31 protein-coding genes and 1 other annotated feature are annotated in these 25,405 nt (G+C 44.5%); all 31 genes read right to left on the reverse strand.

Annotation, left to right across the window (positions count from 1 at the left end):
• A complete protein-coding gene (gene rpmD, locus AOX59_RS12770) occupies positions 1-183 on the reverse strand; it encodes a 50S ribosomal protein L30 (protein ID WP_068446082.1) in 183 nt (60 codons plus the stop codon).
• Positions 184-196: 13 nt separating this feature from the next.
• A complete protein-coding gene (gene rpsE, locus AOX59_RS12775) occupies positions 197-700 on the reverse strand; it encodes a 30S ribosomal protein S5 (RefSeq protein ID WP_068446085.1) in 504 nt (167 codons plus the stop codon).
• A gap of 24 nt (positions 701-724) precedes the next feature.
• Positions 725-1,087, reverse strand: coding sequence for a 50S ribosomal protein L18 (gene rplR / locus AOX59_RS12780; RefSeq protein ID WP_068446087.1), 363 nt, complete (start codon positions 1,085-1,087; stop codon positions 725-727).
• Between the two features lie 32 nt (positions 1,088-1,119).
• Positions 1,120-1,656: a 50S ribosomal protein L6 gene (gene rplF / locus AOX59_RS12785; RefSeq protein ID WP_068446088.1), complete on the reverse strand. Its 537-nt coding sequence runs from the start codon at positions 1,654-1,656 to the stop codon at positions 1,120-1,122.
• Between the two features lie 30 nt (positions 1,657-1,686).
• The gene (rpsH, locus tag AOX59_RS12790; RefSeq protein WP_068446090.1) at positions 1,687-2,085 is read right to left on the reverse strand and encodes a 30S ribosomal protein S8; all 399 of its coding nucleotides are present in this window, start codon (positions 2,083-2,085) and stop codon (positions 1,687-1,689) included.
• Between the two features lie 30 nt (positions 2,086-2,115).
• A complete protein-coding gene (locus AOX59_RS12795) occupies positions 2,116-2,301 on the reverse strand; it encodes a type Z 30S ribosomal protein S14 (protein ID WP_068446093.1) in 186 nt (61 codons plus the stop codon).
• A gap of 17 nt (positions 2,302-2,318) precedes the next feature.
• On the reverse strand, positions 2,319-2,858 hold the full coding sequence (rplE, locus tag AOX59_RS12800) for a 50S ribosomal protein L5 (protein WP_068446095.1): 540 nt from the start codon (positions 2,856-2,858) through the stop codon (positions 2,319-2,321).
• Positions 2,859-2,884: 26 nt separating this feature from the next.
• Entirely contained in the window at positions 2,885-3,196 is a 312-nt protein-coding gene (gene rplX, locus AOX59_RS12805) for a 50S ribosomal protein L24 (RefSeq protein WP_068446097.1), read from the reverse strand.
• Positions 3,197-3,239: 43 nt separating this feature from the next.
• Positions 3,240-3,608 (reverse strand): 50S ribosomal protein L14, encoded by a 369-nt coding sequence (rplN, locus tag AOX59_RS12810; protein WP_068446099.1) that lies wholly within the window; start codon positions 3,606-3,608, stop codon positions 3,240-3,242.
• 42 nt (positions 3,609-3,650) lie between these two features.
• Positions 3,651-3,914 carry a 30S ribosomal protein S17 gene (rpsQ, locus tag AOX59_RS12815; RefSeq protein ID WP_068446101.1) on the reverse strand — a complete coding sequence of 88 codons (264 nt, stop codon included), beginning with the start codon at positions 3,912-3,914 and terminating at the stop codon, positions 3,651-3,653.
• A gap of 23 nt (positions 3,915-3,937) precedes the next feature.
• A complete protein-coding gene (gene rpmC, locus AOX59_RS12820; protein WP_068446102.1) occupies positions 3,938-4,138 on the reverse strand; it encodes a 50S ribosomal protein L29 in 201 nt (66 codons plus the stop codon).
• Positions 4,128-4,562 carry a 50S ribosomal protein L16 gene (gene rplP, locus AOX59_RS12825; protein WP_068446104.1) on the reverse strand — a complete coding sequence of 145 codons (435 nt, stop codon included), beginning with the start codon at positions 4,560-4,562 and terminating at the stop codon, positions 4,128-4,130. The genes rpmC and rplP overlap by 11 nt, the downstream gene beginning before the upstream one ends.
• An 18-nt stretch (positions 4,563-4,580) precedes the next feature.
• Positions 4,581-5,222: a 30S ribosomal protein S3 gene (gene rpsC / locus AOX59_RS12830; RefSeq protein WP_068446107.1), complete on the reverse strand. Its 642-nt coding sequence runs from the start codon at positions 5,220-5,222 to the stop codon at positions 4,581-4,583.
• Positions 5,223-5,225: 3 nt separating this feature from the next.
• Positions 5,226-5,567: a 50S ribosomal protein L22 gene (rplV, locus tag AOX59_RS12835; protein WP_068446109.1), complete on the reverse strand. Its 342-nt coding sequence runs from the start codon at positions 5,565-5,567 to the stop codon at positions 5,226-5,228.
• An 18-nt stretch (positions 5,568-5,585) separates the two neighbouring features.
• Positions 5,586-5,864: a 30S ribosomal protein S19 gene (gene rpsS / locus AOX59_RS12840; RefSeq protein WP_068446111.1), complete on the reverse strand. Its 279-nt coding sequence runs from the start codon at positions 5,862-5,864 to the stop codon at positions 5,586-5,588.
• A gap of 55 nt (positions 5,865-5,919) precedes the next feature.
• Positions 5,920-6,759: a 50S ribosomal protein L2 gene (rplB, locus tag AOX59_RS12845; RefSeq protein WP_068446113.1), complete on the reverse strand. Its 840-nt coding sequence runs from the start codon at positions 6,757-6,759 to the stop codon at positions 5,920-5,922.
• A gap of 28 nt (positions 6,760-6,787) precedes the next feature.
• The gene (rplW, locus tag AOX59_RS12850) at positions 6,788-7,075 is read right to left on the reverse strand and encodes a 50S ribosomal protein L23 (protein ID WP_068446114.1); all 288 of its coding nucleotides are present in this window, start codon (positions 7,073-7,075) and stop codon (positions 6,788-6,790) included.
• Positions 7,072-7,698 carry a 50S ribosomal protein L4 gene (gene rplD / locus AOX59_RS12855; RefSeq protein ID WP_068446116.1) on the reverse strand — a complete coding sequence of 209 codons (627 nt, stop codon included), beginning with the start codon at positions 7,696-7,698 and terminating at the stop codon, positions 7,072-7,074. Before rplD ends, rplW begins: the two co-directional genes overlap by 4 nt.
• Before the next feature lie 26 nt (positions 7,699-7,724).
• Positions 7,725-8,354 carry a 50S ribosomal protein L3 gene (gene rplC / locus AOX59_RS12860; protein WP_068446119.1) on the reverse strand — a complete coding sequence of 210 codons (630 nt, stop codon included), beginning with the start codon at positions 8,352-8,354 and terminating at the stop codon, positions 7,725-7,727.
• 29 nt (positions 8,355-8,383) lie between these two features.
• Positions 8,384-8,692, reverse strand: a complete 309-nt coding sequence (rpsJ, locus tag AOX59_RS12865) for a 30S ribosomal protein S10 (RefSeq protein WP_068446121.1) — start codon at positions 8,690-8,692, stop codon at positions 8,384-8,386.
• 1,089 nt (positions 8,693-9,781) lie between these two features.
• The gene (gene tuf / locus AOX59_RS12870) at positions 9,782-10,972 is read right to left on the reverse strand and encodes an elongation factor Tu (RefSeq protein ID WP_068446123.1); all 1,191 of its coding nucleotides are present in this window, start codon (positions 10,970-10,972) and stop codon (positions 9,782-9,784) included.
• A gap of 123 nt (positions 10,973-11,095) precedes the next feature.
• Positions 11,096-13,174, reverse strand: a complete 2,079-nt coding sequence (gene fusA / locus AOX59_RS12875) for an elongation factor G (RefSeq protein ID WP_068446125.1) — start codon at positions 13,172-13,174, stop codon at positions 11,096-11,098.
• Between the two features lie 153 nt (positions 13,175-13,327).
• Positions 13,328-13,798 carry a 30S ribosomal protein S7 gene (gene rpsG, locus AOX59_RS12880; RefSeq protein WP_068446127.1) on the reverse strand — a complete coding sequence of 157 codons (471 nt, stop codon included), beginning with the start codon at positions 13,796-13,798 and terminating at the stop codon, positions 13,328-13,330.
• A 36-nt stretch (positions 13,799-13,834) separates the two neighbouring features.
• A complete protein-coding gene (gene rpsL, locus AOX59_RS12885) occupies positions 13,835-14,257 on the reverse strand; it encodes a 30S ribosomal protein S12 (RefSeq protein WP_068446130.1) in 423 nt (140 codons plus the stop codon).
• Between the two features lie 139 nt (positions 14,258-14,396).
• Entirely contained in the window at positions 14,397-14,768 is a 372-nt protein-coding gene (locus AOX59_RS12890; RefSeq protein WP_335338742.1) for a 50S ribosomal protein L7ae-like protein, read from the reverse strand.
• A gap of 22 nt (positions 14,769-14,790) precedes the next feature.
• A complete protein-coding gene (gene rpoC / locus AOX59_RS12895) occupies positions 14,791-18,405 on the reverse strand; it encodes a DNA-directed RNA polymerase subunit beta' (RefSeq protein ID WP_068446132.1) in 3,615 nt (1,204 codons plus the stop codon).
• A gap of 100 nt (positions 18,406-18,505) precedes the next feature.
• Entirely contained in the window at positions 18,506-22,042 is a 3,537-nt protein-coding gene (gene rpoB / locus AOX59_RS12900; protein WP_068446134.1) for a DNA-directed RNA polymerase subunit beta, read from the reverse strand.
• Positions 22,043-22,735: 693 nt separating this feature from the next.
• Entirely contained in the window at positions 22,736-23,335 is a 600-nt protein-coding gene (locus tag AOX59_RS12905; protein WP_068446136.1) for a class I SAM-dependent methyltransferase, read from the reverse strand.
• Positions 23,336-23,418: 83 nt separating this feature from the next.
• Entirely contained in the window at positions 23,419-23,784 is a 366-nt protein-coding gene (gene rplL, locus AOX59_RS12910; RefSeq protein ID WP_068446138.1) for a 50S ribosomal protein L7/L12, read from the reverse strand.
• Between the two features lie 63 nt (positions 23,785-23,847).
• On the reverse strand, positions 23,848-24,354 hold the full coding sequence (rplJ, locus tag AOX59_RS12915; RefSeq protein WP_068446139.1) for a 50S ribosomal protein L10: 507 nt from the start codon (positions 24,352-24,354) through the stop codon (positions 23,848-23,850).
• Between the two features lie 31 nt (positions 24,355-24,385).
• Positions 24,386-24,538 (reverse strand) — a sequence feature (ribosomal protein L10 leader region).
• 108 nt (positions 24,539-24,646) lie between these two features.
• A complete protein-coding gene (rplA, locus tag AOX59_RS12920; protein WP_068446142.1) occupies positions 24,647-25,342 on the reverse strand; it encodes a 50S ribosomal protein L1 in 696 nt (231 codons plus the stop codon).
• Between the last annotated feature and the right edge of the window lie 63 nt (positions 25,343-25,405).

Here is a 25,405-nt window from a genome sequence, read left to right on the forward strand (position 1 = left end):
TTACACTTCTTTAACCGTTACGAGATGTGATACTTTGTCTAACATTCCGCGAGTGGCTGGTGTATCTTCACGTACCACTGATTGGCGGATTTTTTTCAAACCTAGTGATTGGACAGTCTGGCGCTGTCCTTCTGATTGGCCGATTACACTGCGCGTGAGGGTGATTTCTAATTGTTTAGACATAGTTATTCCCTCCTTATCCTAACAGTTCTTCTACAGATTTGCCGCGTAGTTTAGCTACGTTTTCTGCCGTTTTGAGATTTGCTAAACCGTTCAATGTTGCACGAATCATGTTGATTGGTGTGTTGGACCCTAATGATTTAGTCAGAATGTCACCCACTCCAGCAAGTTCAAGGATAGCGCGCACAGGTCCGCCTGAGATAACTCCCGTACCTTCTGTAGCTGGTTTCATGAGTATATTCCCTGAACCATATTGTCCATGGATTTGATGCGGGATTGTTGTTCCGACAATCGGTACTTCAATCAGGTTTTTCTTCGCATCGTCAACTGCTTTTTTAATGGCTTCCGGTACTTCTTTGGCTTTTCCGGTTCCAAAACCAACATGACCATTCTTATCGCCTACCACAACCAATGCAGCAAAACGGAAGTTCCGTCCACCTTTTACTACCTTTGCAACGCGATTAATCGCAACAACGCGTTCTTCAATATCTAATTTGTTTGGATCAATACTTGTTACCATTCATGTCCCTCCTTTATTTGACGATTAAAATACAAGGCCGTTCTCGCGAGCAGCATCTGCCAATGCTTTAACACGTCCGTGATAAAGGTAGCCTCCACGATCAAATACAACAATTTTGTACCCTTTATCACCGGCACGTTTTGCAACCATTTCACCTACTTGTTTGGCTGCTTCAACATTGCCTGTTGCTTCCAGATTCAGTTCATTATCATTGCTCGAAGCACTTGCAACAGTGCTGCCGGCAACATCATCGATTAATTGTGCATAAATGTGTTTATTTGAACGGTACACGTTAAGACGCGGGCGTTCCTCTGTCCCGAAGACACTCTTGCGGACGCGTGCATGTCTTTTCTTGCGTACAACGTTTTTGTCAGGTTTTGCGATCATCCAGGTCACTCCTTTCTGCTACCTAACTAACCTTATTTAGCAGTTTTACCTTCTTTTTGGCGTACTGTTTCACCTTCATAACGAATACCTTTTCCTTTATAAGGTTCAGGTGGCCTGACTGCTCGGATGTTGGCAGCGACTCCGCCGACTAATTCTTTATCAATGCCTTTAACGATTAATTTCGTGTTTTGTGGAACGTCGATTTCAATGCCTTCAGTTGGTTCAATCTCAACGGGGTGTGAATAACCTGCGTTGATAACTACTTTTTCACCCTGTTTTTGGGCACGATACCCAACACCGTTGATTTCAAGTGATTTCTCGAATCCTTTGTGGACACCCTCGACCATGTTGGCAACCATGCTGCGTGTTGTACCATGCAATGCACGGTGTTCTTTATGCTCACTCGGGCGTTCAACAGTCAGTACATTATCTTCTATCACGATTTTCATATCCGAATGAAATTGGCGTGTCAGTTCACCTTTGGGACCTTTTACAGTAACGGTATTGCCATCAAGCTGAACTTCTACACCTTCAGGGATTTCCAACGACTTCAGTCCGATACGGGACATTTCATACACCTCCTGTCTTAAAACTGTATATTACCAGACATATGCCAGTACTTCTCCGCCCACAGCCTGCGTGCGTGCTTCTTTGTCGGAAAGTACACCATGTGATGTTGATACAACTGCAATACCTAAACCATTCAGTACACGGGGCACTTCATCCGCTTTTGCGTAAACACGGAGTCCGGGCTTGCTGATACGTTTGATGCCAGTAATAACACGCTCTTCTTTAGCCCCGTACTTCAGGAATATACGCAGGATACCCTGTTTGTCATCTTCAACGAATTCATAATCACGTACAAATCCTTCACGTTTAAGGATATCAGCGATTTCTTTCTTTAAGTTGGAAGCCGGAAGCTCTAATTTCTCATGCCGAACCATGTTGGCATTACGAATGCGAGTTAGCATATCTGCTATTGGATCTGTCATAACCATTACTACATTACCTCCTTCCCGAATCGGGGTTTACCAGCTTGCTTTTTTAACGCCAGGAATTTGACCTTTATAGGCCAGCTCACGGAAACAAATACGGCATAGTTTAAATTTGCGGATCACAGAATGTGGACGGCCACAACGTTCGCACCGTGTATATTCACGCACTTTAAACTTTTGCGGTTTCTTTTGTTTCGCAATCATTGATTTTTTAGCCACAATTTTCCCTCCTTGGATTATTTCTGGAAAGGCATGCCAAGCTGAGTCAGCAGTTCACGCGCTTCTTCATCAGTGTTGGAAGTTGTCACGATAACAACATCCATCCCACGAACCTTGCTCACTTTATCGTAGTTGATTTCCGGGAAAATAAGCTGTTCTTTAATGCCTAATGTGTAGTTGCCGCGGCCATCAAATGCTTTTTTGGAAATACCGCGAAAGTCACGAACACGTGGAAGTGATACAGCAATCAGTTTTTGCAGGAACTCATACATCCGAGCGCCTCTGAGTGTCACTTTAGTTCCAATCGGCATCCCCTCACGCAGACGGAATCCGGCAATTGATCTTTTGGCACGGGTCACGATTGGTTTTTGTCCGGAAATCAGTGCAAGTTCTTCGACAGCATTATCCAGCGCTTTAGAGTTTTGAACTGCATCACCGACGCCCATATTAATAACGATCTTTTCAATATTTGGCGCTTGCATTACAGAATCATATTCAAATTTATTCATCAAAGATGGCAAGACTTCATCTTGATATTTTTGTTTTAATTCACTCATCACGAGAGCCTCCTTTCATCTGCGGACTATTTATCGATTGCTTCTCCGGATTTTTTGGCAATACGTATCTTTTTGCCGTCACGATCTTCATATCCGACACGAGTTGGTTCACCGGATTTCGGATCGATTAACATGACATTCGAAACATGAATGGCTGCTTCCTGATTAAGGATTCCGCCTTGCGGATTATCCTGTGAAGGCTTCGCATGTTTCTTGATCATATTACTGCCTTCAACCAAAACACGGTCTTTTTTTGGATATGCTTCTAAGATTGTTCCTTCTTTACCACGGTCTTTACCGGAGATTACTTTGACTTTGTCACCTTTTTTTACATGCATGTCTGACGCGCACCTCCTTGACAGGACTTTTTTAAACTCTCACTTATAATACTTCCGGTGCCAGAGACACGATTTTCATGAATTTAGCATCACGCAATTCACGCGCGACCGGCCCAAAAATACGAGTGCCTTGAGGACCTTTATCGTCACGGACAATTACGGCAGCATTTTCATCAAAACTGATGTAGGAGCCATCATTACGGCGCACACCGGACTTCGAGCGGACAATTACGGCTCTCACAATTTCGCCTTTTTTGACAACGCCTCCTGGTGTTGCATGTTTCACCGTGCAAACAACGACATCACCAATATTGGCTGTTTTGCGTCCTGAACCGCCCAAGACTTTAATGGTCTTAACTTCACGGGCACCAGAGTTATCTGCAACTTTTAAACTGGTTTCTTGTTGAATCATACGCTTGTGACCTCCCTTCGGATATCTTCGGAGCGAACTTTATTAAATGACGACCGCTTCTTCAATGACTTCAACCAGGCGAAATCGTTTAGTTGCTGACAGCGGACGGGTTTCCATAATTTTAACAACGTCACCGGTTTTAGCTTCATTGTTCTCATCATGCACCTTGAATTTCTTTGAATATTTAACACGCTTGCCATACAGATTATGAAACTTGTATGTCTCCGTAACAACTGAGATGGTTTTATTCATTTTATCTGATACGACACGGCCTGTATATACCTTACGATTATTACGTTCACTCATTTTGAGACTAACCTCCTCTCAGGTTAATTGTTTACGCTTAGCTCACGCTGACGTGAGATTGTCTTCATGCGGGCAATCGTTTTTTTAACTTCACCGATGCGTGCAGTATTTTCCAATTGACCGGTAGCTAACTGAAAGCGCAGATTAAATAATTCTTCTTTTAATGATTTAACTTTTTGTTCAATTTCGGCAGTGGTTAATTCTCTAATTTCATTAGCTTTCATTTGATTCACCACCAATTTCTTCACGTTTTACGAATTTGGTTTTAATCGGCAGTTTATGAGAAGCCAGACGCAGTGCTTCGCGTGCAACTTCTTCCTCTACACCTGCGATTTCAAACAAGATTTTCCCTGGTTTCACTACTGCTACCCAGCCTTCAGGAGCACCTTTACCGGAACCCATACGGACTTCAAGGGGTTTTGCAGTATATGGTTTATCAGGAAAGATTTTAATCCAAACTTTTCCGCCACGCTTCATGTAACGCGTCATGGCGATACGGGCTGCCTCGATTTGGCGGCTTGTGATCCAAGTTGCTTCAACGGCCTGCAATCCATACTCACCAAAGGCGACGGATGTTCCACCTTTCGCTTGGCCTTTCATACGGCCGCGGTGTTGTTTACGAAATTTAACACGTTTAGGCATTAACATAATGCATGTCCCCCTTCCTTAGTTGTCGTTTTTTGTTGGAAGGACTTCTCCACGATAGATCCACACTTTAACACCTAACTTACCGTAAGTTGTGTCTGCTTCTGCCTGGCCGAAATCGATATCGGCACGAAGCGTGTGCAATGGAACGGTTCCTTCACTGTAATGTTCCGCACGGGCAATGTCGGCACCGCCAAGACGTCCGGAAACTTGTGTTTTAATACCTTTCGCTCCTCCGCGCATCGTACGTTGAATTGATTGTTTCTGAGCACGACGGAATGAAATACGATTTTCCAGTTGACGGGCAATGTTTTCAGCAACTAATGTGGCATCCAAGTCTACTTTCTTGATTTCCACAATGTTGATGTGAACACGTTTGCCAGTCAGGCTATTCAACGATTTTCTGAGAGCTTCTACTTCGGATCCGCCTTTACCGATTACCATTCCCGGTTTACCGGTATGGATTGTAATGTTAACACGGTTAGCTGCACGTTCAATATCTACTTTTGAAACAGCGGCTGTCTGCAGACGGTTTTCCAAGTACTCTCTGATTTTGATATCTTCATGCAATAAATCTGCATAGTCACTACCGGCATACCACTTGGATTCCCAATCACGAATAACGCCGACGCGAAGACCGTTAGGATTTACTTTTTGACCCACTGACTACCCCTCCTTCTTTTCTGATACCACGATTGTTACGTGGCTGGTACGTTTATTGATTTGACTTGCGCGTCCTTGTGCTCTTGGACGGAAACGTTTCAATGTCACACCTTCATCAACGAAGGCTTCAGAAATAACCAGGTTATCCGGCTCCATTTCATAGTTGTGTTCAGCGTTTGCTACAGCTGAATTCAAAACTTTTTCGACAACCGGTGAAGCGCCACGTTGTGTATGACGCAGAACTGCGATTGCTTCTCCAATTTCTTTTCCTCGGATCAAATCTACAACTAACCGAACTTTACGAGGAGCAATTCGAACAGATTTAGCAACGGCTTTTGCTTGCATGTAGAGTGCCTCCTCTCACTAGCGTTTTGTTTTCCTGTCATCACCCGAGTGCCCTTTGAACGTACGGCTCGGGGCGAATTCACCTAATTTATGACCGACCATATCTTCTGTTACATAAACGGGAACGTGTTTCCGTCCGTCATAAACAGCAATCGTATGTCCGACAAAATTAGGGAAAATGGTTGAACGGCGTGACCAGGTTTTAATGACTTGCTTTTTATCGGATTCATTCAAGCTTTCAACTTTTTTCATGAGATGGTCATCTGCAAAAGGTCCTTTTTTCAAACTGCGACCCATGGAAAAACCTCCTTTCACGATAAACGACGGTTTTGTTTCCCGTCAGACTAGACGTTTATTTTTTCTTGCGTTTGCGTCCACGAACAATATATTTATTTGTTGCTTTATTGCGCTTACGGGTTTTGTAACCGATTGTCGGTTTACCCCAAGGTGATACAGGTGCTTCAAGACCGATGAATGATTTACCTTCACCACCGCCATGCGGGTGATCGAAAGCGTTCATAACAGTACCGCGAACACTCGGACGTTTACCCTGCCAGCGTGACCGGCCTGCTTTTCCGACCTGGATGAGTTCATTCTCAAGGTTGCCTACCTGACCGATTGTAGCACGGCATTCGGATAGAACTTTACGCACTTCTTCGGATGTCAGACGCACCAGCGTGTATTTGCCTTCACGTCCAAGCACCTGAGCATCAGCACCTGCAGAACGTACTAATTGACCGCCATGACCTGGTTTTAATTCCACATTATGGATGACCGTGCCCACTGGAATATCTTTTAATTTCTTGGCATTGCCCACTTTGATGTCGGCATTTTCTCCGGACTCAATCTTTTGGTCGCTTTTTAGTCCTTTTGGAGCCAGGATGTAGCGTTTTTCCCCATCTGCATAATAAACAAGTGCAATATTAGCAGTACGGTTCGGATCATATTCAATCGTAGCAACGCGGCCTGGTATTCCATCTTTATCGCGCTTAAAGTCAATCAGACGGTATTGGCGCTTATGGCCGCCACCTTGATGGCGCATTGTCATTTTTCCCTGATTATTGCGTCCGCCGCGTTTATACAGCGGGCTTAACAGAGATTTTTCGGGATTATCTGTTGTAATCTCCGCGAAGTTAGATCCCGACATATTACGTTTACCATTTGAGGTTGGTTTGTATCGTTTAATCGCCATCGTTTTCCCTCCTTTTTATGCTTGTTGGTTAGCCTTCAAAGAAATCCAGTTCTTTGCTGTCTTCTGAAAGCTGCACAATTGCCTTTTTACGGTCTGAACGGTATCCGCCGTAACGGCCCATTCGTTTAAATTTACCTTTAATATTCATGGTGTTGACACGTTCCACCTTAACATCGAAAACGAGTTCAACAGCATCTTTGATTTCTGTTTTGTTCGCTTTAGGGCTTACTTCAAACGTATATTTCTTTTCCGCCATCAAATCAGCAGAATCTTCCGTTATGACAGGGCGCCTTAAAATATCGCGTGGTTCTTTCATCGTGCAAACACCTCCCCTGCTTTCTCAGCTGCGCCTTTTGTGATGATAAGTTTGTCATGCGTCAGCAAATCTAAGACATTTACTTCATTCACTGTCAGCACATGTGCGTTTGGAAGGTTGTTTGCTGAACGGATAACATTCTCATCTCTATCAGCTGTCACAATCAGCACTTTTGTATCAACGTTCAATGCGTTAAGCATTTGGACGACTTCTTTTGTCTTTGGCGCTTCGATTGCGATATCTTCCAGCACAACCACGTTGTCTTCCTTCACTTTAGAAGACAAAGCTGATTTAAGTGCTAAACGGCGAACTTTTTTCGGCAATTTATAACTGTAGCTCCGTGGTGTTGGGCCGAATACAACGCCACCGCCTACCCATTGTGGTGAACGGATGGAACCTTGACGAGCACGGCCTGTGCCTTTCTGGCGCCATGGTTTGCGTCCTCCGCCTTTTCTTTCTGAACGGTTCTTCACAGCATGTGTGCCTTGGCGCAATGATGAACGCTGTTGAAGAGCTGCTTCGTTCAACACATGTGTGTTAGGTTCAATACCAAATACGGCATCGTTCAACTCTACGTCTCCGGCCTGGGTTCCGTCTTGTTTTAATAGTGCTACTTTAGGCATGACTTCTCCTCCTTTCGTTTAAATGATTAGTTAGCCTTTACTGCACTCGATACTTTTACGAATGATTTTTTTGCGCCGGGTATATTCCCTTTGATCAGTAATAGGTTTTTCTCAGCATCTACCTTTACAACTTCAAGGTTTTGAATGGTGACTTGTCTGCCGCCCATTTGACCGGGCATTGTCATACCTTTGAAAACACGCATTGAGTTAATGTCACCCAATCCGCCAGTCCCTCTATGGAAATGGGAACCGTGTGTTTCCGGACCGCGTCCCTGTCCATGGCGTTTGATAGCACCCTGGAAACCTTTTCCTTTGGTCGTGCCTGTCACATCAATTATGTCCCCTGCTTCAAAAGCATCTACGCCTATTTCCTGACCAACTTCATATTCATCAGGGTTTGCGTGACGGATTTCACGAACGCAGCGCTTAGGGGTTGTGTTTGCTTTTTCAGCATGACCTTTTTCCGCTTTGTTTGAACGTGATTCTTTTTTGTCTGCAAAACCGAGTTGTAGTGCTTCATAGCCATCATTTTCCATCGTTCTTTTTTGTAAAACAACGTTTGGCTCAGCTTGAATGACAGTTACCGGTGTTAGTTCACCCTCTTCTGAAAAGAGCTGTGTCATGCCGATTTTGCGGCCTAAGATTCCTTTCGTCATCCGTTACACCTCCTATTATTTTCATTAATTTATAACTTGATTTCAATATCAACACCGGATGGCAAGTCAAGACGCATCAATGAGTCGACTGTTTGCGGTGTTGGGCTGACGATATCGATTAAACGTTTATGAGTACGCATCTCAAACTGTTCACGGGCATCTTTGTACTTGTGAACCGCACGCAATACCGTGTATACAGACTTCTCTGTCGGCAATGGTATTGGACCGGAAACACCGGCACCGGAACGTTTGGCTGTATCCACAATTTTCTCTGCGGACTGATCTAAAATGCGATGGTCATATGCTTTTAACCGAATTCTAATCTTCTCTTTTGCCATTACTTTCCCTCCTTTACGCCTATTTTGTAATAGCGTTGCTCCATGAAAATTTCTTGATACTCCGCCATGGCAAAGGGGCCGGGTGTATCAACAACCTTTCACTTCCTTGCTTTTTGGACCAACGTTCTTATTATATAAGGAATAGATGGTCAATGCAACCATAGATTGCAACGATTATCTGATTGCACATCATTGAATTATACTAGCTTCCAACCACGATTGCAAGGGCTGTAGAAGACTTTTTACAACAAATTTTCAGCCAGTGTATTTCGTAGTTGATGTAAACTGCCAAACAAAATCTTGTTATATTATTTGGAAAAGCTTTCTGGCGACGCAGCTGTAATATACTCGCTTTCCGTGGGCTCACCACGAGCCTCCTCGTGAGCAAAGTTTGCTCACTGCTGGGTCTCTTAGGATCGCTGTCCCACAGGAGTCTCGCATATTCCAGCTGCTGGTGTAGATGGTTTAACAACGAGTTTAAGCAATCAAATAGAATGAAATTACAATGACGAATCCAAGCGTAGGAAATAAACGGATGCTCCTACCATGAAAATAAACTTCTTGAATTCCGAAAAAAAGCAATACTAAAGTAGACCATTCCCAATTTGCTAAAAAGTGGGGAGAGCCACAATTCATTGATATAGATTGACTGGATTAATAACAAGTATGGCTATACTGAGCTTATTTTCATTCTCTGTGGTGTAGCGATGTTCTTATGCCACATGAATGACCGTGGGGTCTCACCGATACCTTTGTTCCCGTTGCAGCCTTCATGTATTTCCTTCGCTAACATAGCATTGATTGGAGCGGAGGGCAGCCGACTCCTGCGGGAAAACGGGCGGCTGAGACCTGAGCAGGAAACGGTTTGCTTCCGAGGAAGCTGAAGCGTTGCCTTAAGGTGCGCGACTGTCCGCAGCGGAAATCAACGCTGCCACTGTTTCACAGTTTATGGATTTTACGTCCACAACAACAGTCTTTTAGAATAGAGTGTCCTTAATTCTTAATCCCTGTCTAGAAGTCGATTCATTCTAATTGCAAGCAAAAAACAGGCAGCGTCGTCACGCTGCCTGTTTTTATGTCAAGCTAAGTTTATTTTTGAATTGTTGTTACAACACCGGATCCAACAGTACGTCCGCCTTCACGGATGGAGAAACGAGTACCTTCTTCAACGGCGATGGATGAAATCAATTCAACTTCCATTTCGATGTTGTCACCAGGCATTACCATTTCAACGCCTTCCGGAAGTGTGATGACTCCAGTCACGTCAGTTGTACGGAAATAGAACTGCGGACGGTAGTTAGCGAAGAATGGTGTATGACGGCCACCTTCGTCTTTAGACAGAACATAAACTTCCGCTTTAAAGTTCGTGTGTGGTGTGATTGAGCCTGGCTTAGCCAAAACCTGACCACGGTTGATGTCTTCACGGGAAACACCGCGAAGAAGTGCACCAATGTTGTCACCTGCTTCAGCATAGTCAAGAAGCTTACGGAACATTTCCACACCAGTAACTGTTGTTTTTCTTGAGTCTTCAGCAAGACCAACGACTTCAACGTCGTCACCAACTTTAACTGTTCCGCGTTCAACACGGCCAGTTGCAACAGTACCGCGTCCAGTGATTGAGAATACGTCCTCAACAGGCATCATGAATGGCTTGTCATGATCACGCTCCGGCGTTGGAATATACTCATCAACTGCTGCCATGAGTTCATAGATTTTTCCTTCGTATTCTTCTTCGCCTTCAAGTGCTTTCAAAGCAGAACCTTTAATAACCGGAATATCGTCTCCCGGGAAGTCATATTCAGTTAATAGATCGCGAACTTCCATTTCTACCAATTCAAGAAGCTCTTCATCGTCTACCATATCAACTTTGTTCATGAATACAACGATTGCCGGAACGCCTACGTTTTTGGAAAGCAAGATGTGTTCACGAGTTTGCGGCATTGGGCCATCAGCTGCTGATACAACCAGAATAGCACCGTCCATTTGAGCTGCACCAGTGATCATGTTTTTAACATAGTCAGCATGTCCCGGGGCGTCAATATGAGCATAGTGACGGGCATCTGTTTCATACTCCACGTGGGAAGTATTGATTGTAACCCCGCGTTCTTTTTCTTCCGGCGCAGCGTCAATTTGGTCATAGGCCATTGCAGTACCTTCACCGGATTGTTTATGCAATGTCGTTGAAATAGCTGCAGTCAATGTAGTTTTACCATGGTCAACGTGCCCGATTGTCCCAATATTCACGTGATCTTTCGAACGGTCAAATTTTTCTTTAGACATGTATAGTTCCTCCTTTAAATAAATAAAAGTATTTTTAAATTTTATTGATAGGCCAGAATGAAGCCTTAATGCTTATTCATAGCCTTCAATAAAAGTTATACGTCAGATTAATGAAAAAATCAATTATTCACCGGCATTTTTCTTAATAATTTCTTCCGAGATGCTCTTAGGAACTTCTTCGTAATGATCAAAATGCATGGTGAATGTTCCGCGTCCTTGTGTATTAGAACGCAATACTGTTGCATAACCGAACATTTCGGCCAGCGGCACAAACGCCTTGACAAGTTGTGCCGGTCCGCGTGGTTCCATACCTTCTACACGACCGCGGCGTGAGGTAACATCACCCATGATATCACCCATGTATTCTTCTGGAATAATAATATCCACTCTCATCATTGGCTCAAGCAGAACCGGGCTGCATTTAGCTTTCGCTTCCCTGAGTGACATTGAACCGGCAATCTTAAATGCCATTTCGTTCGAGTCAACATCATGATAACTTCCATCAAACAGTGTTGCTTTCACATCAATCATTGGGTACCCGGCTAACACGCCACTTTCCAAAGATTCCTGAATACCTGTGTCGACTGATGGGATGTATTCACGCGGCACAACACCACCAGTGATTTTATTTTGAAATTCGTAGCCTGCGCCTTCTTCATTTGGTTCAAATTTGACCCAAACATGTCCATACTGCCCGCGACCACCTGATTGACGAATGAATTTTCCTTCAACTTCAGCGGATCCGCGGAAAGTTTCGCGGTAGGCAACTTGTGGTGCACCAACTTGAGCTTCAACTTTGAATTCAGCCTTCAAACGGTTAACGATAACGTCCAGATGCAATTCACCCATACCGGAGATGATGGTCTGTCCGGTTTCCTCATCTGTTTCCGTTTTGAATGTAGGGTCTTCTTCTGCCAGTTTGCCTAATGCAATTCCCATCTTATCTTGATCGGCTTTCGTCTTAGGCTCAATAGCAACAGAGATTACCGGGTCAGGGAACTCCATAGATTCAAGAACGACAAGATCCTTTTCATCACATAGGGTTTCCCCTGTCGACGTATCTTTCAGACCTACACCTGCCGCAATTTCACCGGAATAGACCGTCTTAACTTCCTCGCGGGAATTGGCGTGCATTTGTAGGATACGTCCCACACGTTCCCGTTTATCCTTGGCGGAGTTTTTAACATATGAGCCTGCATCCAGTGTGCCGGAATATACCCGGAAAAATGTCAGCTTACCTACATACGGGTCTGTCATAACTTTAAATGCCAGTGCTGAGAATGATGCATTATCATCAGACGGACGCGTTGTTTGCTCTTCCGTAGATGGATCGAAGCCTTCGATAGGAGGTACATCCGTTGGTGCCGGAAGATAGTCGATAACGCCGTCCAATACTAATTGAACACCTTTGTTTTTAAACGCTGAACCACAGTAAACCGGATAGAATTCAACATTCAATGTAGCTGTACGAATAGCTTTTTTAAGATCTTCGTTGGAGATTTCTTCTCCTTCGAGATATTGCATCATAAGATCTTCGTCAACTTCCGCAACAGCTTCAACTAATTCACTGCGCAATTCTTCAGCTTTTTCCTTATACTCATCAGGAATCTCGCGTGCATCAGCACGTGTTCCCAATTCATCTTCATAATAAAAGGCCTGCATTGTGACCAAATCAATGATTCCTTCAAAATTGTCTTCCGCTCCGATTGGGAGCTGAACAGCATGGGCGTTAGCACCCAGGCGTTCTTTCAGCGTGTTTGATGAATAAAGGAAGTCTGCACCAACTTTATCCATTTTGTTTACGAAGACAATTCGCGGGACACCGTATGTTGTCGCCTGACGCCATACAGTTTCTGTCTGAGGTTCAACCCCTGACTGAGCGTCGAGTACGGTTACCGCACCGTCAAGTACACGCAATGAACGTTCAACTTCAACTGTGAAATCCACGTGTCCCGGTGTATCAATAATGTTTATACGGTGATTCTTCCATTGGGCAGTGGTCGCAGCGGAAGTAATCGTTATACCACGATCTTGTTCCTGCTCCATCCAGTCCATCTGAGATGCACCTTCATGGGTTTCACCAATTTTGTGAATACGTCCTGTATAGAAAAGAATACGCTCGGTAGTAGTGGTTTTGCCTGCATCAATGTGAGCCATAATACCAATGTTACGCGTCTTTTCCAAGGAGAACTCTCTAGCCATGTATTCTTCTCCTTTCTCTTGAAAGCTTGTATTTGATTATAGAGATTGTTCAAAAAGTCCGGTAAAAATGACATGTCGAATTTCTTCATTGGCTTGTTTCTCCACCTCGAACTTCTCGGTCCTTTTTATCCTCCTTTTGAACACTCATCATAATTACCAGCGATAGTGGGCAAATGCTTTGTTTGCCTCAGCCATCTTGTGTAATTCCTCACGTCTTTTGACAGACGCTCCGGTATTATTCGAAGCATCAAGAATTTCGTTGGCAAGACGCTCCTCCATCGTTTTCTCTCCGCGGAGACGTGAGTAGTTAACGATATAACGTAAACCTAATGCCTGACGGCGTTCCGGGCGCACCTCCATTGGAACCTGGTAGTTGGAACCACCAACACGGCGTGCACGAACCTCCAGTACAGGCATAACATTTTTCATTGCTTGTTCAAAAACCTCCATTGCATCCTGACCGCTTCGTTGTGAAACAAGTTCAAACGCATTATAGAGAATTTTTTGTGCCTTGCCCCGTTTACCGTGAACCATAATTTGGTTAATCAAACGCGTAACCAATTTTGAACTGTAAAGCGGATCCGGCAGTACATCTCGTTTAGGTACTGGTCCTTTACGTGGCATATATTCCCCTCCTTTCCTTGAATTTACTGTATTAATTTATTTCTTTTTAGCCTTTTGCTTCTTAGTGCCATATTTTGAACGGCCTTGTGCACGGCCTTCAACACCTGCCGTGTCAAGAGCGCCACGCACAATGTGGTAACGAACACCCGGCAAGTCTTTCACACGACCGCCGCGAAGCAGTACAACACTGTGTTCCTGGAGGTTGTGTCCAATACCAGGGATATATGCTGTCACTTCCATGTTGTTGGACAGACGGACACGTGCATATTTACGCAGTGCAGAGTTTGGTTTCTTTGGTGTCAATGTACCAACACGTGTGCAAACACCACGTTTTTGCGGTGCATTTTCATTCGTGAATTTCTTCTTGAAACTATTATAACCTTTGTTCAATGCGGGTGAGTCATATTTTTTAGGTTTATTGACACGACCCTTGCGTACCAATTGATTAATTGTTGGCATTTTAAATTTTCCTCCTTTCTAACTAAGATGTTTCAGTACACAGAAACCACCTATTTTGATGTCATCCTAAGACCACATATCCAGGTGGTTCATTTTTTTGTAAAAAAACAAAGCCTTCGCGAACAAATCGCCAAAACCTTTATTGTTTTACAGCAACAACTGCTGCTCCAACATCAATTCCACAGGCGGCTCCAAGTTTTCTTTTTGAATCAACCCGGTGATAAGGAACGCCTGACTCCTGTGCCAGGTTTTCCACCTTTTGTGTAATTTGCCGGTCAGCATCATCAGCAACAAACACTTCGCTTACAGCACCGTGTTTGATAGCCTTAAGTGTCTGTTTTGTCCCGATTATTAACTCTGATTGTAATCGAGTCACTTTTTCATAAGACATCGGCGTATCCTCCAAAGTAACAAGTATAATCGGAAGCACCCAGAACATATTACCATCCTGGTCTTTTATTGTCAACGACAATTCAATTATTTTTTCGGGTGCTTCCGATCTTTTACTCACTTTTAAAAATGCTCATAATGATTTAATAAACTGTTTCGGTCTCTTCCGGATCCTCGGTGCTTTCTTCTTCTGGTTCGTCAGCGTCTGTTTCGAGCCTGCGATAGCGTCCGATACCTGTTCCGGCTGGAACCAGTTTGCCAATAATGACATTTTCTTTAAGTCCAAGCAGTTCATCGCGCTTGCCTTTAATTGCAGCATCTGTCAGGACACGCGTTGTTTCCTGGAAGGATGCAGCAGACAAGAATGAATCTGTTTCCAGTGATGCTTTTGTAATACCGAGTAAGACGGGCTTACCGATTGCAGGCTGTTTCCCTTCCTGCAATGCAGGCTGATTGGCATCCTTGAACTGGTGAATTTCCAGAAGTGAGCCTGGCAATTCATCCGTGTCACCCGATTCAACGACGCGGATTTTGCGCATCATTTGCCGTACCATCACTTCGACGTGTTTGTCACCAATCTCAACCCCCTGCATGCGGTAAACTTTTTGTACCTCCTGCAGCAGGTATTGCTGTACGCCTTCGATGCCCTGTACACGCAGCAGCTCTTTCGGATCAACCGAGCCTTCTGTAAGTTCCTGACCGGCAATGACCTCATCGCCCTCAGTAATTTTCATGCGGGCATTGTATGGAACAGGATATGACCGTTCTTCCACTTCGCCCTTGATGACAACTTCCTGTTTGTCTTTTACTTCTTTTATTTCCTGAACGGTACCATGAATCTCAGTAATCACTGACTGACCTTTTGGATTGCGCGCTTCAAACAGCTCTTGAATACGCGGCAAACCTTGTGTGATGTCATCTCCTGCAACACCACCTGTGTGGAAGGTGCGCATTGTCAACTGTGTACCGGGTTCACCGATGGATTGTGCAGCGATAATGCCGACTGCTTCACCGACTTCGACCTCATCGCCGGTAGCAAGGTTACGACCATAACATTTCTTGCAGACACCATGCTTTGTGTTACATGTGAATGCAGAACGGATGATAACCTCTTCAATGTCTGCTTCAACGATCTGTTTGGCCTGTTCTTCTGACATTACTTTGTTTTTCTCAACAATTACACTGCCCGTTTCAGGATGACGCACGGTTTCAAAGGCAGTACGTCCTATTAAGCGGTCAAGCAGCGGTTCAATCAATTCTGTGCCGTCTTTCAGGGCTGATACTGTCAAGCCACGATCTGTGTCACAGTCATCTTCGCGGATGATGACATCCTGTGCCACATCAACAAGCCGGCGTGTCAGATAACCCGAGTCAGCTGTCTTCAGCGCTGTATCAGCAAGACCTTTACGCGCACCGTGTGTTGAAATAAAGTATTCCAGTACTGTCAGACCTTCACGGAAGCTGGACTTGATCGGCAATTCCATAATCTCACCGGCAGGGTTTGCCATCAAACCGCGCATTCCGGCAAGCTGTGTGAAGTTTGATGCGTTACCCCGTGCACCTGAGTCACTCATCATAAAGATTGGGTTGCGTGGATCCAGTGATTTCATCAGGCGTTCCTGAATATCGTCTTTGGCTTTCGACCAAATTGAGATAACCCTGTCATAACGCTCATCGTCTGTAATAAGACCGCGTCTGTACTGTTTTAATATTTTATCCACTTGGTTTTCAGACTCATTCAGAACCTCTTCTTTTTCCTTCAGCACGACAATGTCAGATACACCGACAGTCATACCTGCTCTTGTGGAATATTTGAATCCAAGGTCTTTCATGCGGTCAAGCATTTTCGACGTTTCACTGATTTTGAACCGTTTAAAGACTTCTGCGATAATGTCGCCCAACATGCCTTTCTTAAACGGAAGAATCAAATCACGTTTTTTGATTTCTTCACTGATATCTGCACCATGTTCTACAAAATATTTATCCGGCGTTTCGATATCCAGATTGTACGTTGTCGGTTCATTAATATATGGGAATGACTCTGGCAAAATCTCATTGAAGATTAATTTGCCGATTGTCGTGATAAGCATTTGATCCTGCTGTTCGGCTGTGAATGTTTTTTTATTCAAGCTCGAAGTCTTAACTGCGACACGTGAATGTAAGTGTACATAACCATCATGGTAAGCCATCAGTGCTTCATTTGTATCTTTGAACCGGCTTCCTTCGCCAACCGCATTCTCGCGTTCCAGAGTCAGATAGTAGTTGCCCAAAACCATGTCCTGTGATGGCGTAACAACTGGTTTTCCATCTTTAGGATTCAGGATGTTCTGTGCAGCGAGCATCAGAACACGCGCTTCAGCTTGCGCCTCTGCTGAAAGTGGTACGTGGACTGCCATCTGGTCACCGTCAAAGTCAGCATTATATGCTGTACAAACGAGTGGATGCAAACGAATCGCACGACCTTCAACAAGGACTGGTTCAAACGCTTGAATGCCCAAGCGGTGCAATGTTGGTGCACGGTTTAAGAGAACCGGGTGTTCTTTGATCACTTCCTCGAGAACATCCCATACTTCCGGATGGACTCGTTCAATTTTACGCTTCGCTGATTTAATATTATGAGCGTATCCTTTTTCGACAAGAACCTTCATGATAAATGGCTTAAACAGTTCTAATGCCATCTCTCTCGGGATACCGCATTGGTACATTTTCAAACTTGGTCCGACAATGATAACGGAACGACCGGAATAGTCGACACGCTTACCAAGCAGGTTCTGACGGAAACGGCCCTGTTTCCCTTTCAGCATATGGGACAACGATTTTAATGGACGATTTCCCGGTCCGGTCACCGGACGTCCGCGGCGGCCATTATCAATCAGTGCATCAACCGATTCCTGCAGCATACGTTTTTCGTTTTGAACGATTATACTTGGAGCACCAAGGTCCAGCAAGCGCTTCAGACGATTGTTGCGGTTAATGACACGGCGATAAAGGTCGTTTAGGTCTGATGTCGCAAAACGTCCACCGTCAAGTTGAACCATCGGGCGGATTTCCGGCGGGATAATTGGCAGCACATCAAGTACCATCCAGCCTGTGTCATTGCCTGAGTGGCGGAATGACTCTAATACTTCCAGCCGTTTGATAGCACGTGTCCTACGCTGGCCTTGTGCTGTTTTCAGTTCTTCTTTTAATGTGTTGACTTCTTTTTCAAGGTCAATATCCTGCAGCAGTTTGCGGATAGCTTCTGCTCCCATTTGTGCTTTAAATGTATTGCCGTATTTTTCGTAATAGGCACGATACTCTTTTTCAGAAAGCAGCTGCTTTTTCTCCAGTGGCGTATCTCCGGTTTCCGTCACAATATAGGCGGCAAAGTAAATGACCTCTTCCAGTGCACGCGGGGACATATCCAGTACGAGACCCATACGGCTTGGAATACCTTTAAAATACCAAATGTGGGATACAGGTGCTGCGAGTTCAATATGACCCATGCGTTCGCGGCGGACTTTGGCCTTTGTAACCTCTACACCGCACCGGTCACAAACGACACCTTTATAGCGTACACGCTTATATTTGCCGCAATGACATTCCCAGTCCTTTTGCGGTCCAAAGATTCGCTCACAAAAAAGCCCGTCTTTTTCCGGTTTTAAAGTACGGTAGTTAATTGTCTCCGGTTTTTTTACCTCGCCATAGGACCATGAGCGAATTTTCTCTGATGAAGCCAGCCCGATTTTCATATACTCAAAATTATTTACATCCAGCAAGGGTCTACCTCCCTTATTAGTGTGCGAATTTGCCGGATCATGAAACCAGCTCTTCGGCCGGTTTCATTTAATCCGATCTTTATCATCAGCCCTGAAAATATCAGTTTTCTTCACCTTCCAGGTTTAACTTGCTTGCAGTTTGCGTCTCTTCCTCTTCAAGCTCCCGCATCTCGATCTCTGACTCATCGCTGGAGAGCATTTTAACGTCCAAACCGAGACTTTGCAGTTCTTTAATCAGAACTTTGAATGATTCAGGCACGCCAGGCTCAGTTACATTATCACCTTTAACGATTGATTCATAGGCTTTGACACGTCCCACAACATCATCTGATTTGACTGTCAGAATTTCCTGGAGCGTATAAGCAGCACCATACGCTTCAAGTGCCCAGACTTCCATCTCGCCAAAGCGCTGGCCGCCGAATTGTGCTTTACCACCCAATGGCTGCTGGGTAACAAGCGAGTACGGTCCGGTTGAACGAGCGTGCAGCTTATCGTCGACCATATGTGCCAGTTTAATCATATACATGACACCAACGGAAATACGATTATCAAACGGTTCACCGGACCTGCCATCATAAAGGACTGATTTGGCATCCCGTGCCATGCCTGCTTCCTGCAGTGTTTCCCAGACATCTTCTTCATTGGCACCATCGAAAACCGGTGTTGCCATATGCAAACCAAGCTCCCGTGCTGCCATGCCCAAGTGCAGTTCAAATACCTGCCCGATATTCATACGAGACGGTACGCCCAATGGGTTAAGCATGATATCAATCGGCGTTCCATCAGGCAGGAAAGGCATATCTTCTTCAGGCAGAATTTTGGAAATAACACCTTTGTTTCCGTGTCTTCCCGCCATTTTGTCCCCTTCCGAAATCTTACGTTTCTGGACGATATATACACGTACCAGCTGGTTCACACCCGGGGACAGCTCATCGCCATCTTCACGGTTGAAGATTTTCACTTCCAGTACAATACCGCCGGCACCATGTGGTACTTTTAATGACGTATCGCGGACTTCGCGTGCTTTTTCACCAAAGATAGCATGAAGCAGCCGTTCTTCAGCTGACAGCTCAGTTACGCCTTTAGGTGTTACCTTGCCTACCAGAATATCACCATCGGAAACCTCAGCACCGATACGTATAATCCCTTCCTCGTTAAGGTTCTTCAGGGCATCCTCACCGACGTTTGGAATATCTCTTGTGATTTCTTCCGGACCAAGTTTTGTGTCACGGGCTTCTGATTCGTATTCTTCAATATGAATTGACGTAAAGTCATCATCTTTCACCATACGTTCGCTCATGATGACCGCGTCTTCATAGTTATAGCCTTCCCATGTCATAAATCCGACGAGAGCATTTCTGCCCAGTGCCAATTCGCCATCTTCCATTGAAGGGCCGTCAGCAAGGATTTCACCTTGTGTGACACGGTCGCCTTTCGAGACAATCGGACGCTGATTATAACATGTTCCCTGGTTGGAACGGATATATTTCTGCATACGATAAACTTCAAGGTCGCCTTGCACTTCTTTGCCGTCGACTTGAGAAACGCGGCGGATGCGAACTTCTTTCGCTTCCACATGTTCCACAATGCCTTCATGACGGGAAATAATTGCCGCACCCGAATCCTTGCCTGATACATATTCCATGCCTGTTCCGACCAACGGGGCTTGAGGATCCATCAATGGAACAGCCTGCCGCTGCATGTTTGCACCCATCAGGGCACGGTTGGAGTCGTCATTTTCCAAAAAGGGAATGCATGCCGTTGCAGCAGACACAACCTGTTTTGGCGAGACGTCCATATAATCGATCTTGTCGCGTGGCACAACTGTGTTGTCGCCTCGGAAACGGGCGATGACCTCTTCGTCTGTAAAGCTGCCATCCTCGTTCAGCTGGGCGTTAGCCTGTGCAACAATGTAGTTATCCTCTTCATCTGCTGTCAGGTAATCTGATTCACCTGTTACTTTGCCGGTATCAGGGTCGACGCGGCGATAAGGTGTCTCGATAAACCCGAACTCATTAACTTTCGCATAACTGGAAAGCGAGTTTATTAGGCCAATGTTCGGGCCTTCAGGCGTTTCAATCGGGCACATACGGCCATAGTGCGAGTAGTGGACGTCACGGACTTCAAATCCGGCACGTTCACGCGTCAGGCCACCGGGTCCAAGAGCTGAAAGACGTCGCTTATGCGTCAGTTCACCCAGCGGATTAGTCTGATCCATAAACTGTGATAACTGCGAACTCCCGAAGAATTCTTTAATGGAAGCAATAACAGGCCGTATATTAATCAGCTGCTGCGGTGTAATACTTGATGTATCCTGAATCGACATGCGTTCACGCACAACGCGTTCCATACGTGACAAGCCAATGCGGAACTGATTCTGCATTAATTCGCCGACAGAACGCAGACGCCGGTTTCCAAGGTGGTCAATGTCGTCTGTTCCACCCACACGGTGCAGCAAGTTAAAGAAATAACTGATAGACGATAGAATATCAGCAGGGGTGATATGCTTGACGTCTCTATCAACATTAGCATTGCCAATCACATCAAGTTCCCGTTCACCATCAGGATCTGTCGGATCAACAATTTTCACGGATTGCAGGCGAATCGGGTCATCAAGAACGCCTTGATTTGTATCAACGTGCTTTTCGGCGGCCATGTCATCCTGATTCTCAAGATAAGGGATAATTTTATTAAGTAATTTGCGTTCCAGCTTGTCGCCTTTTTGTGCCAGAACTTCTCCTGTTTCAGGATCGACAATTGGTTCAGCTAAGACTTGGTTGAACAACCGGTTTTTAATATCCAGTTTTTTATTCATCTTGTACCGGCCAACACGTGCCAGGTCATAGCGTTTCGGATCAAAGAAACGTGAAATCAAGAGACTCCTCGCATTTTCTACAGTTGGCGGTTCACCCGGCCTGAGCCGTTCATATATTTCCAGGAGTGCTTTGTCCGTTGTTTCTGTATTATCTTTTTCAAGTGTGTTTTTAAGGTATTCGTTATCACCGATAAGATCGATGATTTCCTGATCTGTACCAAACCCAAGCGCACGCAAAAGCACCGTTATCGGCAATTTACGCGTACGGTCAATTCTTACATAGGCGACATCTTTGGCATCTGTTTCCATTTCAAGCCATGCGCCCCGGTTTGGAATGACAGTGGCCGTTATGCCGCGTTTGCCATTCTTATCGTATTTCTCGTTATAATAGACACTTGGAGAACGTACAAGCTGCGAAACAATAACACGTTCCGCACCATTAATGATAAACGTGCCGGTATCAGTCATCAGCGGGAAGTCTCCCATAAATACTTCCTGCTCTTTTACCTCGCCGGTTTCGTTGTTAATCAGACGAACCTTCACACGAAGCGGGGCATTATATGTGACGTCCCGGTCTTTTGACTCTTCGACGGGATACTTTGGTTCACCAAGACTATAATCAATAAATTCCAGTGATAAATTACCCGCGAAGTCCTCAATCGGGGATATATCCTGGAACATCTCCCGCAAACCTTCCCTTAGAAACCAATCATAGGAAGCGGTTTGAATTTCAATTAGATTTGGCAGTTCCAGCACCTCGCTAATACGTGCATAGCTTCTGCGCTGGCGGTGCCGTCCATACTGAACTAGTTGACCTGTCAACTGCTTCACCCCTTAAATCAAGCATTTTTCATAGACTATTCACTTCATCCTGCTGTGAAAAATGACTCATATATTTAGAAAAAACAAACTGATATCATGATATCAGCTCCTTTTTATAACCAATGGCTGTGTACTGTATAGATGCAAAATAACAATAGCACACGTACTACTGCCTAAAAGAAATTGTTCAAAAAGTCCGATAAAAATGACACGTCAAATTCCTTCGTTGGTTTGTTTCTCCGCTACTCATGTATTTAAAAGCATGCATTCCGTCGCTCGTAACGACGCCACCTTGAACTTCTCGGTCTTTTTTTCCCGCATATAATGTTCAGTAACCCGCCAAAAACCGGCGGCTAACTGACCATAAATGCCCGATTCTGTTCAACTAATATTCAACGGAAAAATTCATTCCGCTGAATGAAGTTTCACTTTATCCTCCTTTTGAACACGAACTAAAAATATATTTGAACAACTTTTTGCAGCAAGATTGGCCGCAAAACTCAAACACCGGTTTATCTGCAGGAAAAAGAACATGCAGAAGAGACACTAAAACCCAGTCTTATAATTGTCAGTTCTACCATTGTCTCCTATTACCAGTGATTTATACATGTTATATAGCACGAAATCCCCTCTTGACAAAGGAAGTCCATGTTAGCATTTTACTATATTACCATAAGAATCTTATGTGGTCAATCATTTCGTCATCATTAATAGATAATAACCTTTACTGCGGTCAACAACTCTAACATTTCCGAACAATTCTTTCAATTTTTTTATAGCAGAAGGTGCGCCCTGTTTCTTTTGAATAACAACCCACAAACTTCCGTTTTCCACGAGAGCTGCATAGCTTTCCGCAAACATTTGGTGGACGCTCTGTTTGCCGGCTCTGATCGGGGGGTTGGTCATAATCGCAGCAAATGAATGGTTGCTAAGACTATTCAGTCGGTCACTTAAAACAAATTCAACATTTTCAACGCCGTTGTGCTGTGCATTTTTGCGTGCCAATTCAACCGCACGCTGATTAATATCGGTTAACATGACTTCGCGGTCCTGATTGCACGTCGCAACAGCAAGCCCAATCGGTCCGTAACCGCAGCCGAGATCGAGCAGATCACCTCTGACAGACGGCGCTTCAAAACGTTCAATCAACATACGCGTGCCATAGTCCACTTCATTTTTGGAGAATACACCTTCGTCACTTTCAAATGTAAAATGGTTACCTCTGAGTTTATATTGCCATATCTTTGGTGAACTTTTGGATTGGGGGTTCTGAGAAAAGTAATGATCGGACATTGATAGCACCTGCTTTGTGAGAGATGTGACAAAAACAAATATATAGAAAGCCCGCCGGTGTGCCGACGAGCTTTCCAGTCAGATTACTTAAGTTCTATAGTCGCACCTGCTTCTTCAAGCTGGCCTTTGATTTCTTCAGCTTCTTCTTTAGAAGCTCCTTCTTTAACTGGTTTAGGCGCGTTGTCTACCAGTTCTTTAGCGTCTTTCAGGCCAAGACCGGTGATTTCACGAACTGCTTTAACAACTTTAATTTTCGAAGCTCCAGCATCTTGAAGCTCTACGTCAAATTCAGTTTGTTCTTCCTCGGCTTCTCCGCCGCCGTCTCCGCCAGCAACAGCAACCGGTGCTGCAGCTGTTACACCGAATTCTTCTTCAATTGCTTTTACTAAATCGTTTAGTTCCAAAACAGACATTTCTTTAATCGCATCAATAATTTGCTGATTATCCATTTTTATTCCTCCGTTTTTCAAAATATATTTTTAGTCGTCATGCCGGTCTATCCGGCAATCAATTTATGCGCCTTGTTCTTCTTTTTGATCGGCAATAGCTTTTGTTGCATATGCAAAGTTACGTACAGGTGCTTGCAGTACGCTAAGCAGCATTGACACCATACCGTCGTAATTTGGCAGGTCTGCAAGTTCTTTGATTTGCTCCAGTGAAGCAATCTCACCTTCAATGACGCCGCCTTTAATCTCAAGAGCTTCATGCTCTTTAGCAAAGTTGTTCAAAATTTTAGCCGGAGCTATCACGTCATCGTTGCTGAATGCGACTGCAGTCGGACCGACCAGTGTTTCGGAAAGGTCGCTTAGTTCGACAGCTTCAACTGCACGGCGTGTCATCGTATTTTTGTATACTTTAAATTCGACATTTGCTTCACGCAGCTGTTTACGCAATTCGCTTACCTCAGCGACATCAAGTCCACGGTAATCGACGAGCAGCGTTGATTGGCTATTACGGAATTTATCTGCAATATCTTGAACGTGCTGTTTTTTCTGTTCCACAATGTTGCTGTTAGCCATCATTCCACCTCCTATTGATGTTTATCATACCGTATCTATTAATAAAGCCCCCAATAGAGACATGGAGGCTTTATGACAAATGACAACCCGCTTTTAAAGAATCTGGTATCATCAATCAAAACACCTCGGCAGGAAATTAAGCATCATCTGCACCTGCTGTCTACGGTATAACGTATTTATTTTTTGACTCAAATCATTTTACCCAATCATCGTGCATTAGTCAACCGGTGAATTTCACTCATCTAAAACGAACTGTGCTGACTGCCGACTAGACTTGAGTACTGCTTGTCTCTTAGTTGCGATATGGTGAAACATCCACTCTTATTCCAGGTCCCATCGTGGAAGTTATTGAAGCATTGCGCATGTAAACACCTTTTGATGCCTGTGGCTTCGCCTTAACAAGTGCATCAGCAATCGCTTCAAAGTTTTCAACCAGTTTTTCATTATCGAATGAAATTTTTCCAAGCGGAACATGGATGTTTGCGGATTTATCAACACGGTATTCAACTTTACCGGCCTTGATTTCATTAACCGCTTTTTCAATTTCGAATGTTACGGTACCGGTTTTAGGGTTTGGCATAAGACCTTTAGGCCCAAGTACGCGGCCGAGTTTACCAACTTCAGCCATCATGTCAGGTGTCGCAACAACGACATCAAATTCAAACCAGCCTTGGTTGATTTGGTTGATCAAATCTTGTTCGCCAACATAGTCTGCGCCGGCATTTTCGGCTTCTGTTGCTTTATCACCTTTAGCAAATACCAATACGCGCTGGGTTTTACCGGTTCCGTGCGGCAAAACAAAAGCGCCGCGGATTTGCTGGTCAGCTTTCTTAGGGTCAACGCCCAGTCTGAATGCAGCTTCAACTGTTTCGTCAAAATTTGCTTTTGCTGTTTCTTTCAGCAAAGCAACAGCTTCTTCGGCATCATATGATTTTGAGCGATCAATCAGCTTAGAAGCTTCTTGATATCTTTTACTTCTTTTAACCATTTTGTTTCCTCCTCAGGTTGTGGTTTATAGCGGTAAGACCTCCCACTTAAAAATGCGCTGCGC

It is taken from the genome of Lentibacillus amyloliquefaciens (genome assembly GCF_001307805.1).
Taxonomy (GTDB): domain Bacteria; phylum Bacillota; class Bacilli; order Bacillales; family Amphibacillaceae; genus Lentibacillus; species Lentibacillus amyloliquefaciens.

What these genes read in the sequence shown, in the direction of transcription:
- rplX (WP_068446097.1), bottom strand. Translation starts at nt 3,196, where the DNA reads ATGCATGTAAAAAAAGGTGACAAAGTCAAAGTAATCTCCGGTAAAGAC.
- tuf (WP_068446123.1), bottom strand. Translation starts at nt 10,972, where the DNA reads ATGTCTAAAGAAAAATTTGACCGTTCGAAAGATCACGTGAATATTGGG.
- rpsL (WP_068446130.1), bottom strand. Translation starts at nt 14,257, where the DNA reads ATGCCAACAATTAATCAATTGGTACGCAAGGGTCGTGTCAATAAACCT.
- AOX59_RS12905 (WP_068446136.1), bottom strand. Translation starts at nt 23,335, where the DNA reads ATGTCCGATCATTACTTTTCTCAGAACCCCCAATCCAAAAGTTCACCA.
- rplJ (WP_068446139.1), bottom strand. Translation starts at nt 24,354, where the DNA reads ATGGCTAACAGCAACATTGTGGAACAGAAAAAACAGCACGTTCAAGAT.
- rplW (WP_068446114.1), bottom strand. Translation starts at nt 7,075, where the DNA reads ATGAAAGAACCACGCGATATTTTAAGGCGCCCTGTCATAACGGAAGAT.
- rplL (WP_068446138.1), bottom strand. Translation starts at nt 23,784, where the DNA reads ATGGATAATCAGCAAATTATTGATGCGATTAAAGAAATGTCTGTTTTG.
- rplN (WP_068446099.1), bottom strand. Translation starts at nt 3,608, where the DNA reads ATGATTCAACAAGAAACCAGTTTAAAAGTTGCAGATAACTCTGGTGCC.
- rpsS (WP_068446111.1), bottom strand. Translation starts at nt 5,864, where the DNA reads ATGGGTCGCAGTTTGAAAAAAGGACCTTTTGCAGATGACCATCTCATG.
- rplP (WP_068446104.1), bottom strand. Translation starts at nt 4,562, where the DNA reads ATGTTAATGCCTAAACGTGTTAAATTTCGTAAACAACACCGCGGCCGT.
- rplC (WP_068446119.1), bottom strand. Translation starts at nt 8,354, where the DNA reads ATGACGAAAGGAATCTTAGGCCGCAAAATCGGCATGACACAGCTCTTT.
- rplF (WP_068446088.1), bottom strand. Translation starts at nt 1,656, where the DNA reads ATGTCCCGTATCGGACTGAAGTCGTTGGAAATCCCTGAAGGTGTAGAA.
- rpmC (WP_068446102.1), bottom strand. Translation starts at nt 4,138, where the DNA reads ATGAAAGCTAATGAAATTAGAGAATTAACCACTGCCGAAATTGAACAA.
- rpsQ (WP_068446101.1), bottom strand. Translation starts at nt 3,914, where the DNA reads ATGAGTGAACGTAATAATCGTAAGGTATATACAGGCCGTGTCGTATCA.
- rplR (WP_068446087.1), bottom strand. Translation starts at nt 1,087, where the DNA reads ATGATCGCAAAACCTGACAAAAACGTTGTACGCAAGAAAAGACATGCA.
- rpmD (WP_068446082.1), bottom strand. Translation starts at nt 183, where the DNA reads ATGTCTAAACAATTAGAAATCACCCTCACGCGCAGTGTAATCGGCCAA.
- rplE (WP_068446095.1), bottom strand. Translation starts at nt 2,858, where the DNA reads ATGAGTGAATTAAAACAAAAATATCAAGATGAAGTCTTGCCATCTTTG.
- rpsJ (WP_068446121.1), bottom strand. Translation starts at nt 8,692, where the DNA reads ATGGCAAAAGAGAAGATTAGAATTCGGTTAAAAGCATATGACCATCGC.
- rpsH (WP_068446090.1), bottom strand. Translation starts at nt 2,085, where the DNA reads ATGGTTATGACAGATCCAATAGCAGATATGCTAACTCGCATTCGTAAT.
- fusA (WP_068446125.1), bottom strand. Translation starts at nt 13,174, where the DNA reads ATGGCTAGAGAGTTCTCCTTGGAAAAGACGCGTAACATTGGTATTATG.
- rpsG (WP_068446127.1), bottom strand. Translation starts at nt 13,798, where the DNA reads ATGCCACGTAAAGGACCAGTACCTAAACGAGATGTACTGCCGGATCCG.
- rplA (WP_068446142.1), bottom strand. Translation starts at nt 25,342, where the DNA reads ATGGTTAAAAGAAGTAAAAGATATCAAGAAGCTTCTAAGCTGATTGAT.
- rplV (WP_068446109.1), bottom strand. Translation starts at nt 5,567, where the DNA reads ATGCAAGCAAAAGCCGTTGCTAAATCTGTTCGAATTGCTCCTCGTAAA.
- rplD (WP_068446116.1), bottom strand. Translation starts at nt 7,698, where the DNA reads ATGCCTAAAGTAGCACTATTAAAACAAGACGGAACCCAGGCCGGAGAC.
- rpsE (WP_068446085.1), bottom strand. Translation starts at nt 700, where the DNA reads ATGGTAACAAGTATTGATCCAAACAAATTAGATATTGAAGAACGCGTT.
- rplB (WP_068446113.1), bottom strand. Translation starts at nt 6,759, where the DNA reads ATGGCGATTAAACGATACAAACCAACCTCAAATGGTAAACGTAATATG.